This window comes from Rhizobium sp. FY34, from assembly GCF_005222845.1.
Taxonomy (GTDB): Bacteria; Pseudomonadota; Alphaproteobacteria; order Rhizobiales; family Rhizobiaceae; genus Neorhizobium.
In genome coordinates this window covers 20,441-32,200 of the sequence record NZ_STFZ01000036.1, presented here as the reverse complement: position 1 = coordinate 32,200, position 11,760 = coordinate 20,441, and the positions used below count along the sequence as shown (strand labels likewise).

Genomic DNA, 11,760 nt, shown 5'->3' with positions numbered 1-11,760 from the left:
GCGCAGACTGAGCGGAAAACGGAAATAGAGCCACACGGCATGGGCAATCACCTCTGCAGAAAATCGGTGGCGACGATAAAGAGGATCACGGGCAAGTCTGGTCATGCCGACAGATCCCACATTTTGCTCGACGACCAGTTAACGTTACAGTGCCGTTCAACGTTCTCGTCGATCAGGACATTGTGTTTCCTGGAAGTTTTCGCTGATGCTGTGACGTCATCGCCTTCCCCAAAGGGCCTGCACCGTGATGCCGGTGATGGGTTCAGAATGGCGATAACGCTCACCGCACGGATGCGACAAACCAGTTTCAAGACAGCCTCTTCCGACGTCCGCCTCTACCAGCACATGGTCTGCGCTTCGCCAATAAGCAGAGACGGAAGGCTGAAGCATCTAATACGGGATAATAGCAGCGCAGCAAACATCGCTGCTCGGTATGATGGAATTTGAGAGGTCCCGCGTTGAGCTGCCGGATTGCGACACGTGATAAAACCGGATAATCACCCTCATGAATTTCTTAAACGGTCAAGCGCTGAAAACCAAAAGTGACGGACAAGACGCTGAAGGGGCTGTTCCTTGCGCATAGGCGGGAACTGCAAGCCTATCTCACCGACAAATTGAGGGATGCCGATACCGCTGCGGACCTGACGCAAGAGGCCTTCTTGCGTTATGCCGAGCAAAATCCGGCTGGCAGCGCCGTCGTGCTGAACGGGCGATCCTACCTCTATCGAACCGCACACAATCTTGCCGTGGATTACGTTCGCCAGAAGGCGAGGCAGAAAACGGATGCTGCAGCGCATGATGATATGGCAAATGTTGCGGATGATCGGCCTTCGCAGGAAGACGAGGCGGATGCCCGGCAAAAGCTGGATCGGCTGCGCTCGATCGTGGCGGAACTGCCGGAGCGGACACGGCAGATATTTGTGTTGAACCGGGTTGAGGGATTGAGCTACGCCGAAACCGCCGAACGCCTCGGTATATCGGAAAGCTCCGTGCAGAAACATCTGGCCAAGGCGCTGTTGCACGTCACCAAACGGCTTCGACCGCAATAGCGAGAAAAAGCGCAGGGACGTTACCGGACAAAGGCGCCCTGAACGTCTTATTATGGACTGCGTCTGAAGTGGCGGTGCAAGAACATGGGCCGAAGTGTGGAACTCCGAGACGACAAAGAACAGATTGAAGCGGAGGCTTCCGAATGGGTCATTCGGCTCGGCGGCGATCCACTTGATGCGCAGGCGCGCGCTTCCTTTCAGCGCTGGCGTTCGCAAAGCATCTATCATGCCGAGGCTTTTGAATTTGCGCACAACACCTGGGGCGATCTGGCGGGATTGCGTGAAGCCCCCGGCGCCCTGTACCTCGATCGTGTCTCCGCAAAGCCTGGGCCGGAACGGTCTCTTGCCGGAGTCGCCATGCCGCACAGGCCCCGCAGGCCATTGTGGCTGGGCGCCAGCATGGCCGCGATCTGTCTGGCCGCCATGATCGGCGTGTCGAATTTCTGGTACGGCAGCCCCATCACCCTGTTGGTTGCAGATTACCAGACGGCACCCGGCGAACAGCGCAGCGTGACCTTGCCGGATGGCAGTGTCGTGGACCTGTCGTCCGCAAGCGCGATAGCCCTGCATTTTTCCGATCGCGAGCGGCGTGTCGAACTGCTGGAGGGCGCCGCTTACTTCACCGCTGCGCCGAAGGCAGGAGCCGAAAACCGTCCCTTTGTCGTAGAGGGTGCGGAGGGAACGGCAACAGCCCTTGGCACGCAGTTTGTTATGGATCGCCTGTCGGACTCGGTTGAGGTGACGGTGGTCGAGCATGAGGTTCGTGTGAACCTGACAGATCCAGAACATCAATCTGCCAGCGCCATTCTCGCCCCCGGTCAATCTGTCCGATACTCAGCACGGACCGGCTTGGGCACGGTTCAGGAGAAGGATGTCGAGCTGGCGGCTGCCTGGCGGCAGGGAAAGCTGGTTTTTGATCGGGTGCCGCTGGCAGATGTCGTGGCCGAACTCAATCGCTATCGCCGCGGTCGTATTGCCGTCGGAAATCCCACACTTGCAAACCGCACGGTCAGCGGCGTGTTCGAGACCAGGGATCTCGACCGGGCGCTTGCCACCATCACGCATGAACTCGGCATCCGGTCTGCCTCCGTTCCGCCGCTCGTGACCCTTCTCTACTGAGCACGGCAAACAGCCGGTTTTGATGGCAGCAAAAAAGTCAAAAAAACCTTACCGGAAAACATGAGCGGATTCGTCTCATTTGCGAACCGGCGGAAGCAGCCTTCCGCCAGCGCAAACGAAAGTGACGAAAGGGTTTTGTAATGGGGGTAAAGGTGGGACACAGCGGCCGGAGCCATGATCTTCGCCAGCGGCTCGGATCGACGGTCAGCGTGGTTACACTGGCCATCGGCCTGTCGGTTGCCGGTTCACCGACTTTTGCACAGCAGGCAGCGTCGGCCAGCCCGGCTCAGCAACAATCCATTGCCTTCAACATTCCCGCGCAGAACCTCAACAGCGCGATCCTCTCCTTTGCGAACAAGGCCGGAATCCAGGTCTTCTACGATGTTTCTCGTGTCGAAGGCCTGCGCAGCACCGCCGTTCGCGGCACCTATTCCCCCGAACAGGCGCTGGCCCAACTGCTTACGGGCACGGGCGTCTCCTATCGCTTCTCCGGAAACAGTGTGTCGTTGACCAGACCGGAGGCGGCCGATGCCTCATCGACGGGTGCCGATGGCTCGACCGTGCTGGAGACAATTCTGGTGCAGGGGCAGGCGACAGCCACCACGGAGGGGACGGGGTCTTATACGACGCAGCAGATGAGCACTGCGACCGGTTTGCCGCTTTCCATCCGGGAAACGCCGCAGTCTGTCACGGTCGTGACGCGTCAGCGTCTTGAGGATCAAGGCAGTACGAGCCTGCAGGACGCGCTGGAATCGGCAAGCGGCATCGCTGTCCAAAAATATGACAGCGACCGGACGGAGTATCTCGCTCGCGGGTTCACCGTGGGGGAGTTCCAGTATGACGGCGTCGTCATTCAGAATGAGGGCGTCTATGATTATGGTCTCAGCAATCCCGACATGACGATCTATGATCGTGTTGAGATCGTGAAGGGGGCAAATGGTCTTCTGCAAGGGGCAGGCAGCCCCGGAGCCGCCGTCAATCTGGTGCGCAAACGACCGACAGACACATTTCAAGGATCGGTCACCGGAACTGCCGGGTCGTGGAATGCCTACCGAACCGAACTCGACCTGTCGGGTCCTATCAATCCTGACAGCACGTTGCGGGGCCGAATGGCGGGCTCGTTCGAGGATGCTGAATCTTATCTTGATCATTACGAGAAGAAATCATTCACCCTCTACGGTATTCTGGAGGCTGACTTGGGTGACGATACAACCCTGTCGGTCGGTGCAGACTATCAGCGCAACAGGCCTAGAGGTTCTAGTTGGACGGGCTTGCCTATGTTTTATAGTGACGGCAGCCGAACTGATTTTGACGTATCGACAAATCCTGCAGCCGACTGGAGCCGGCGCGAAACATATACCAGCAACATCTTTGCGACGCTCGATCATGAATTCGACAATGGCTGGAAGGCTAGTCTGACCTATGATCACCGACGCAATGGACACGACAGCGTGCTCGGTTCCGCCGGCAGCGGTTATCCTGATCCCGTCACTGGAGAGGGAGTCTACCAGTATGTCGGGAAATATGTTGGCCGACTGGTTCAGGATACTGTCGATGCCAAATTGTCCGGACCAGTGGAGCTGTTCGGTCGAGAACATGATTTCATGTTCGGGGCCACCGCATCTCGCAAAACGACCAAAGGGCCTCTGTATGGCTATGGCGGCGTGAACTATGATCCGGCAGTGCCAAACTTCTTTAACTGGGACGGCAACACCGATGAGCCCGATTTCGACCTGACCGGCAGGTATGAAACCAGCCTGACGCAGTACGGAGCCTATGCTGCGACCCGCCTGCGGCCGACGGATGATCTGTCTTTTGTCCTGGGTAGCCGTGTCAGCTGGTATGACTACGATGACAAAGGATCTTACGACAATGCGTCCGCCAGTTGGAGTGGCGCCAGCCAGTATTCGGCCAAAGGCGAACTCACGCCCTATCTCGGCGTCATTTACGACGTGAATGACAGTGTTTCCGTTTATGCGAGCTATACCAGCATTTTCAAGCCGCAGGAGAACCAAACCATTAGCGGTGCCTACCTGGATCCAGAGGAAGGCAATAGCTACGAAGCGGGTGTGAAGGCTGCGCTTTTTGATGGGCGGCTGAATACAAGTGCTGCTGTTTTCATGATCAAGCAGGACAATGTTGCAGAGACTGCCGGAATTGATGCCGATACGGGAGAGTATTACTATACTGCAGCCGATGGCGTCACCACCAAGGGTTTCGAACTCGAGGCCTCCGGCGAGATCAAGCCGGACTGGAACGTCTATGCCAGCTACACCTATTCTCACGCTCGCAAGGCAAATGGCGAAAGGGTCTATTCCTTCATCCAGACGACGGCGCCGGAAAGTGTCGTGAAGCTCTACACGACCTACACCCTTCCCGGTGAATGGGACAAGCTGACCATCGGTGGCGGTGTCCGTTGGCAGGACAAGATATACGGTTATGTCTGGAGCCCGGCCAATGTCTATGAAGACATCAGGCAAAAGAACGTGTTCCTCATCGACCTGATGGCGAAGTACAAACTGAACGAAAAGGTGGACGTCACGTTCAACATCAAGAACCTGTTGAACGAGAAGTACTATGCTGGCCTCGGCAATTTCGACACCGGCTATTATGGCGAGCCGCGCAGTTTCAGCGTTTCCACAAAATTCAAGTTCTGATCATGTGCCTCGTGACACGGCGTGCCCTGACAAGGAGTGTGGCGGCAATGCTTTTGCCGCCTTCTTTCGCGCGGGCTCAAGTCGGTGTCTATCCACGGGCGGTCGATCATGCCTTCGGGCGCACCGAGTTGCGCTCGCAACCGCAGCGGCTCGTCACGATCGGTTATGGAGATGAGGCCTCTTTCCTTGCGCTCGATTACAAGCCGATTGCCATCGTCTATTCCGGCATGTTCGCGAGCGGCATTACGCCTTGGTGCGAGCCAAAATTCGGAGCACAAAAGCCGGAGCTTCTCGATGGCAGTATGGTCGATTTCGAGCATATTGCGCGCCTGAAACCGGACCTCATTGTCGGCGTCTTTTCGCAAATCGATGCCGTTTCCTACAGAAGGTTGAGCCGGATCGCTCCGACAATTGCTTATCGCAGCGGGCCCTGGAGGGCTGGATGGCGTGAGCAGACAGAAATCGCTGGGGCGATCCTTGGCATGGAGGACAGGGCGATGCAGCTTGTGTCCGAGACCGAACGCTTGTTGCGAAGCTTTGGCGACGCCTATCCAGCCCTTAAGGGCAGGAGCTTCACCTTCGGCTCCTATTTCGCCGGCAGCAGCCGGATTGTTGTGTATCTGCCGGGCGAAACGCGGGTCGATTGGATGATCGAAATCGGCATGCAGCCGTCCTCGGGCGTCCAGCAGCTTGCCAGGGCAAATGCCGGGCATGTTGCAGCAGATGCCAGCCTTGAAGACCTCGAAAGCGTTGCCTCCGATCTTCTGGTCATGTGGTACGAACCCGGTGCCCGCGCAGCGCTGGAAAGTCAGCGCCTGTTCCAGATGTTCTCGCCCGTCCGCGAAAGCCGGTATGTCGGGCTCGATGATCCCGAAGAGATCTGGGCGGCCTCCTGGCCGAGCGTTCTGGCCATTCCATACGCATTTCCCAAAATCCTTCGTCGGATGGAAACCGCCGTCAAGGTAGAGGCACACTGACATGCACGCCAACACACAAGCCCTTTCGGGCACACTGGATCACGATCACGAAGCCTATGTGGAGGACAATTTTCTGGCCTCTGTGGTATCGGTCGGGCACCTGACGCCGTCGATGATCCGTGTGGTGCTGAAGCTAGACGGCGGGGAGCGGCTGTTGGCCAGCGGGCATCCGGATGAGTGGGTGCGGCTGGCGGTGCGGGCGGATGACGAGACGCCAGTGGTGCTGCCTGTGTTGCGGGAGAATGGCCGTTGGGAGATGCCGGAGGGGGCGGATTATGCGCCGAACCGGCCCTATACGGTGCGCCGTTGGAATGCAAAGACCTGCGAGATGGTGCTCGACATGGTGGTGCATGAGGGCGGCGTGGCAGCCAGCTGGGCGATGGCGGCCAAGGTCGGTGATATCGTCGGCATCTGCAATCCGGAAGGCCGGTTCTGGTTGCCGAAGGCCAGCCGCTGGCTGTTGATGCTGACGGACATCACCGGCTTGCCCGCTGTCGGCCGTGTGCTGGAGGAACTGCCTGAAGGGTTCCGGGCGGTAGTGCATGTCGAGATCCCGTCCGATGCCGATCGTCAGGAGATCGGTGAGATGATCGAAACATTGGCCGATGTGGAGGTGACCTGGCATGCCTGCCATGGACTGCGTCCGGAGCGGCCGGGCTATACCGAACTGCCGCGCATCGCACGGGAGATCACCACGCTGCCGGAAGGGCCGGGCTATATCTATATTGCCGGCGAGGCCAAGGCGGTTTCGGACTGCCGCAAGCATTTCCGCGATGGGCTGGGCTTCGACAAGTCCCGCATCGATGCCGTGGGCTACTGGATCGAAGGGCAGGCGCGGGTGTGAGCATCGCAGATTCCATCAAGGCCGATGCGCAGTCTCTGGCCGTCAGGCCGGGGCATGCGGTGCGCCTCATCGGTCTGCTGCTTGGCCTTGTGCTGCTGGTGGCCCTGTCGCAGCTAAGCCTTCTGGTCGGGGCGCGGGCGATTGCTCCCTCGACGGCGCTGGAAGCGCTGTTTGCCTATGACGCCAACTCGGTCGATCATATCGTCATCATGGATTATCGTCTGCCGCGCACCCTGCTGTCGCTTCTGTGCGGCGCAGCCTTCGGCGTGGCCGGGGCGCTGATCCAGGCGGCGACGCGCAATCCGTTGGCCGATCCGGGAGTATTGGGTGTCAATGCCGGTGCCGCCTTCTGCGTGACGCTGGCGGTTGGGTTGTTCGGCGTCCAGTCGATCCATGCCCTGCTGTGGTTTTCCTTTCTCGGCGCCATCATCATCACGCTTGCCGTCTATAGTTTAGGTGCGACGGGTCGCGAGGGTGCGACGCCGGTGCGTCTTGTTTTGGCGGGTGTGGCGCTGTCGGCGGTGCTCGGCGGTATCGGCTCATCGATCACGCTTTTGAACCCGCAGGCCTTCGATGCCATGCGCCAATGGGCCATCGGCTCGGCTGCGGGACGCAACATGGATGTCGTCGTGGCGGTCGCCCCCTTTATCGGCATCGGGCTGGTGATTGCCCTTGTGACCGCCCCTTCGCTGAATGCTGTGGCGCTGGGCGATGATCTGGCCCGTTCGCTCGGGGCCAATACTTTGCGCGCCCGCATCCTGACGCTAGTGGCCGTCACGCTGCTGGCCGGAGCCGGAACCGCCGCCTGCGGCCCGATCGGCTTTGTCGGGCTGATGGTGCCGCATGTTGTGCGCTGGTTTACCGGGCCGGATCAACGCCTGATCATCCCCATGACGATGATCTACGCCCCGGTGCTGCTGCTGATTGCCGATATTGCCGGACGGTTGGTCCTGTTTCCCGGCGAGCTTGAGGCGGGCATCGTCACCGCCTTTATCGGTGCGCCAGTACTGATCCTGCTGGCGCGGCGGAAGAAAGCGAGCGGGCTATGATGGAACGGCCAGCCTCCCGGCCTCATGCTGTAAAGATCGACTTCGGCCGCCGCCTGGCTGCCGTGCGCCTCTCGTCTGGCCGCGTCTCGTTCCGGCTTGATGGCCGCGCACTGATCCTTGCGCTGATGCTGCTGTCGCTCATCGCCGCGCTGGCCGCCCTGTCGCTGCTCAGCGGCAAATATCCCATTGCCCTGCCGCAGGTGTTTTGGGCGCTGGCGGGCCAGGGCGAGGACATGGTGCGGATGATCGTGGTGGAATGGCGCCTGCCGCGCGTGGCACTCGCCATTCTGCTAGGTGCGGCTCTCGGCATGAGCGGCGCGATCTTCCAGAGCCTGACGCGCAATCCGCTGGGCTCACCCGATATCATCGGCTTTTCCGCAGGCTCCTATACCGGGGCGCTGGTGGTGATCCTCCTGTTCTCCGGCGGCACCTATCAGACGGCGCTCGGCGCGCTGGCGGGCGGGATATTGACGGCGACCGTCGTCTATCTGCTGGCCTGGCGGCGCGGCGTGCAGGGCTTTCGCCTCATCATCACCGGCATCGGTGTTGCCGCCATGCTGTCTGCCTTCAATGCCTGGATGATCCGCGAGGCCGATCTTCAGGTGGCGATGTCCGCCGCCATCTGGGGGGCGGGCTCGCTGAACGGCCTCGGTGTCGAGCAGCTTGTGCCGGTGGCGCTGGTGCTGTGCACTCTGCTGCCGCTGACGCTTTCTCTGTCTCGCCCGATGCGACAGCTGGAACTGGGCGAGGATGTGGCCCGTGCCTCCGGCGTCAACGCGAACCAAATCCGGGCCTGGCTGATGCTGCTCGGCGTGGCGCTGACGGCCATCGTCACGGCCACGGCGGGACCCATCTCCTTCATCGCGCTCTGCGCCCCGCAGATCGCAAGGCGCATGACGCGCTCCGCAGGCGTCACCCTCATGGCATCCGCACTTACCGGCGCGCTGCTGCTGCTCGCCGCAGACTGGGCTGCCCAGCATGTGCTGGGCGTGCAGCTTCCCGTCGGCGTCATGACGGTCAGCATCGGCGGGCTCTATTTCCTCTTTCTTCTCATGCGCGAGGGTCGCAAATGACCACCACAAATCCCACACCCCTCCCCATGCCCGGCAGATTGCATGCCGAGCGTGTCACTCTCAAATACGACGCCCGCACGATCTCGACGGAGCTGTCGGTCTCAATTCCAGACGGCGCCTTCACCGTCATCGTCGGGCCGAATGCCTGCGGCAAGTCCACCCTGCTGCGCGCCCTGTCGCGGCTGCTCATACCTTCGGCGGGACAGGTGATCCTCGACGGGCGCAGCATTGCCGATATGCCGGTAAAGGAGGTTGCCCGCCGCCTTGGTCTCCTACCACAAAGCTCGATTGCGCCGGACGGTATTACGGTGGCGGATCTGGTGGCGCGGGGGCGCTATCCGCACCAGTCCTTCCTGCGGCAATGGTCGATGGCCGATGAGGAGGCCGTCCTTGCAGCGATGGAGGCAACCCGCCTGACGGAACTCTCCGGGCGGCTGGTGGATGAACTGTCTGGCGGCCAGCGCCAGCGGGTGTGGATTGCCATGGTGCTGGCGCAGCAAACACCGATCCTCCTGCTAGACGAGCCGACCACCTTTCTCGACATCGCCCACCAGATCGAGTTGATGGATCTGCTGGCCGATCTCAACGCTAGAGGCCGCACGATCGTCGCTGTGCTGCATGATCTCAACCCTGCCTGCCGCTATGCCTCGCACCTCATCGCCATGAAGGACGGCATCATCATCGCCGAGGGGAACCCCTCCGCTATCGTCACCGAAGAGCTGGTCGCGGAGGTGTTCGGCCTGCACTCCATCATCATCCCCGATCCGGTGTCCGGCACACCGCTCATCGTGCCGAAGGGGAGAGGCAGATCGGGGTTGAACGAATTGGCAAAGGTCGAGCAGCGAAAAACAGAGCATCTGACGCGAGAAAGTTTTACCGAAGGCGGCCCTCTCGTTCGTCATAGTCTCTGTAGCAACAAGATGGAAGGAGGGCTCCATGAGTGAGCTGTTGAAGCGCTTCTCAGCCTATTACCGACCCCATCGTGGCCTGTTTGCTCTCGACTTCTCCTCCGCTGTCGCCGCTGGCCTCTTGGAACTGGCCTTTCCCGTTGCGGTGACGCTGTTCATCGACAGGCTTCTGCCGACAAACCAGCTAGGTTTGATCACGTTCGCCTCGCTCGGCCTGCTTCTCATCTATCTGGTCAATGCCGGCCTACAGGTTGTCGTCACCTATTGGGGACACATGCTGGGCCTGAAGATCGAGACCGAGATGCGCCGCAAGGCCTTCGATCATTTGCAGAAACTTTCTTTCGGCTTCTTCGACAACCAGAAGACCGGGCATCTGGTGGCGCGGCTGACCAAGGATCTCGAAGAGATCGGCGAGGTCGCCCATCATGGTCCGGAAGACCTGTTCATCGCTCTCATGACGCTGGTCGGCGCGCTGGTGCTGATGCTCTGGGTGCATGTGCCGCTGGCGCTGTTGACGGCGATCATCGTGCCGGTCACGGCCATCCTCACCACCGTCTATGGCCAGCGCATGACCGCGACCTGGCACGCGCTCTATGGCCGGGTGGGAGAGTTCAACGCCCGCATCGAGGAAAATGTCGGCGGCATCCGCGTGGTGCAGGCCTTTGCCAATGAGGATCACGAACGAAAACTGTTTGCCGAGAATAACGGCAACTATCTCGCCACCAAGCTTGCCGCCTACAAGGTGATGGCGGCCTCCATGTCGCTCTCCTACCTGTCGATGCGTTTCGTGCAGGTGGTGGTGATGCTGGCCGGCGCATGGTTCGTGGTGCGCGGCGAATTGACCGCCGGCGGATTTGTCGGCTTCCTGTTGCTGGTCAATGTGTTCTTCCGCCCCATCGACAAGATCAATTCGATCATCGAGACCTATCCGAAGGGTCTGGCCGGGTTCCAACGCTATTGCCAGTTCCTCGATACAAGGCCCGATATTGCCGACAGGGCCCATGCCAAAGCCGTCGCGCGGCTCCAGGGAGATGTCGTGTACCGCGATGTGTATTTCGGCTATGGTCCGCATAGGCCCGTCTTCGACGGGTTGAGCCTGTCGATCAAGGCCGGCGAAACCGTTGCCTTTGTCGGCCCGTCGGGCGCGGGCAAGACGACGATATGCTCGCTTCTGCCACGCTTCTACGAGGTGACGGGCGGTGCGATCAGCATCGACGGTATCGACATCCGTGACATGACGCTGAGGTCGCTGCGCTCCCATATCGGCATTGTTGCCCAGGACGTGTTCCTGTTTGCCGGCACGATCCGCGATAACATCGCCTATGGCCGCCTGGGTGCAACGGAAACCGAGATCGCCGAGGCGGCGCGCCGCGCAAAGTTGAACGATGTGATCGCCGCACTTCCGGCGGGTCTCGATACGGTGATCGGCGAGCGCGGAGTCAAACTCTCCGGCGGTCAGAAGCAGCGGCTCGCAATTGCCCGCATCTTCCTCAAAAATCCGCCGATTCTCATCCTTGATGAGGCGACATCTGCCCTCGACACGGAAACAGAGCGCGCCATCCAGCAGTCATTGGCAGAACTCTCCAGAGGCCGCACCACGCTGGTTATCGCCCATCGGCTTGCGACCATCGCCAATGCGGATCGCATCGTCGTAGTCGAAGACGGCCGGATTGCCGAAGAGGGAAGCCACGCGGAACTGATCGCCCGCAAGGACGGTCGCTACAGCCAGCTACATGACGCGCAGGGCAGCGGCCGTTTCACGGTCGCCAATGATACCGACGAGAGGGCACTGTAACGTTAACTGGTCGTCGAGCAAAATGTGGGATCTGTCGGCATGACCAGACTTGCCCATGATCCTCTTTATCGTCGCCACCGATTTTCTGCAGAGGTGATTGCCCATGCCGTGTGGCTCTATTTCCGTTTTCCGCTCAGTCTGCGCATGGTCGAGGATATGCTGGCAGCGCGTGGCATCATCGTCTCTCACCAGACCGTGAGGCTCTGGGCGGAGAAATTTGGCAGACACTTTGCCAATGATATCCGAAGGCGATCGGCCGGCAAGCTCGGTGACAAATGGCACTTCGATG

9 protein-coding genes and 2 pseudogenes are annotated in these 11,760 nt (G+C 60.2%); 10 read left to right on the top strand and 1 reads right to left on the bottom strand.

All coding sequences use genetic code 11. The features are described from left to right. Positions 1 to 105: pseudogene (locus tag E8M77_RS21310) on the bottom strand (IS6 family transposase); the annotation flags it as partial. 437 nt (positions 106 to 542) lie between these two features. On the opposite strand from E8M77_RS21310, the gene E8M77_RS21305 reads away from it, so the two are divergent. The 10 genes and pseudogenes from E8M77_RS21305 to E8M77_RS24310 all read left to right on the top strand — a co-directional run. Beyond that, the gene (locus E8M77_RS21305; RefSeq protein ID WP_137132641.1) at positions 543 to 1,049 is read left to right on the top strand and encodes an RNA polymerase sigma factor; all 507 of its coding nucleotides are present in this window, start codon (positions 543 to 545) and stop codon (positions 1,047 to 1,049) included. A gap of 84 nt (positions 1,050 to 1,133) precedes the next feature. Further along, positions 1,134 to 2,168: a FecR family protein gene (locus E8M77_RS21300; RefSeq protein WP_137132640.1), complete on the top strand. Its 1,035-nt coding sequence runs from the start codon at positions 1,134 to 1,136 to the stop codon at positions 2,166 to 2,168. A 140-nt stretch (positions 2,169 to 2,308) separates the two neighbouring features. Further along, entirely contained in the window at positions 2,309 to 4,825 is a 2,517-nt protein-coding gene (locus E8M77_RS21295; RefSeq protein WP_137132639.1) for a TonB-dependent receptor, read from the top strand. Between the two features lie 47 nt (positions 4,826 to 4,872). Then, positions 4,873 to 5,802, top strand: a complete 930-nt coding sequence (locus E8M77_RS21290; RefSeq protein ID WP_170975959.1) for an ABC transporter substrate-binding protein — start codon at positions 4,873 to 4,875, stop codon at positions 5,800 to 5,802. A 1-nt stretch (position 5,803) separates the two neighbouring features. Then, positions 5,804 to 6,646: a siderophore-interacting protein gene (locus tag E8M77_RS21285; RefSeq protein WP_137132637.1), complete on the top strand. Its 843-nt coding sequence runs from the start codon at positions 5,804 to 5,806 to the stop codon at positions 6,644 to 6,646. Then, positions 6,643 to 7,695 (top strand): iron chelate uptake ABC transporter family permease subunit, encoded by a 1,053-nt coding sequence (locus tag E8M77_RS21280; protein ID WP_205910507.1) that lies wholly within the window; start codon positions 6,643 to 6,645, stop codon positions 7,693 to 7,695. Before E8M77_RS21285 ends, E8M77_RS21280 begins: the two co-directional genes overlap by 4 nt. After that, a complete protein-coding gene (locus E8M77_RS21275) occupies positions 7,692 to 8,768 on the top strand; it encodes an iron chelate uptake ABC transporter family permease subunit (RefSeq protein ID WP_137132635.1) in 1,077 nt (358 codons plus the stop codon). Before E8M77_RS21280 ends, E8M77_RS21275 begins: the two co-directional genes overlap by 4 nt. Positions 8,769 to 8,794: 26 nt before the next feature. After that, positions 8,795 to 9,712 carry an ABC transporter ATP-binding protein gene (locus E8M77_RS21270; protein ID WP_137133062.1) on the top strand — a complete coding sequence of 306 codons (918 nt, stop codon included), beginning with the start codon at positions 8,795 to 8,797 and terminating at the stop codon, positions 9,710 to 9,712. Further along, positions 9,705 to 11,471 (top strand): ABC transporter ATP-binding protein, encoded by a 1,767-nt coding sequence (locus E8M77_RS21265; protein ID WP_137132634.1) that lies wholly within the window; start codon positions 9,705 to 9,707, stop codon positions 11,469 to 11,471. The genes E8M77_RS21270 and E8M77_RS21265 overlap by 8 nt, the downstream gene beginning before the upstream one ends. A 39-nt stretch (positions 11,472 to 11,510) precedes the next feature. Beyond that, positions 11,511 to 11,760: pseudogene (locus tag E8M77_RS24310) on the top strand (IS6 family transposase); the annotation flags it as partial.

What these genes read in the sequence shown, in the direction of transcription:
- E8M77_RS21275 (WP_137132635.1), top strand. Translation starts at nt 7,692, where the DNA reads ATGATGGAACGGCCAGCCTCCCGGCCTCATGCTGTAAAGATCGACTTC.
- E8M77_RS21270 (WP_137133062.1), top strand. Translation starts at nt 8,795, where the DNA reads ATGCCCGGCAGATTGCATGCCGAGCGTGTCACTCTCAAATACGACGCC.
- E8M77_RS21295 (WP_137132639.1), top strand. Translation starts at nt 2,309, where the DNA reads ATGGGGGTAAAGGTGGGACACAGCGGCCGGAGCCATGATCTTCGCCAG.
- E8M77_RS21265 (WP_137132634.1), top strand. Translation starts at nt 9,705, where the DNA reads ATGAGTGAGCTGTTGAAGCGCTTCTCAGCCTATTACCGACCCCATCGT.
- E8M77_RS21300 (WP_137132640.1), top strand. Translation starts at nt 1,134, where the DNA reads ATGGGCCGAAGTGTGGAACTCCGAGACGACAAAGAACAGATTGAAGCG.
- E8M77_RS21290 (WP_170975959.1), top strand. Translation starts at nt 4,873, where the DNA reads ATGCTTTTGCCGCCTTCTTTCGCGCGGGCTCAAGTCGGTGTCTATCCA.
- E8M77_RS21285 (WP_137132637.1), top strand. Translation starts at nt 5,804, where the DNA reads ATGCACGCCAACACACAAGCCCTTTCGGGCACACTGGATCACGATCAC.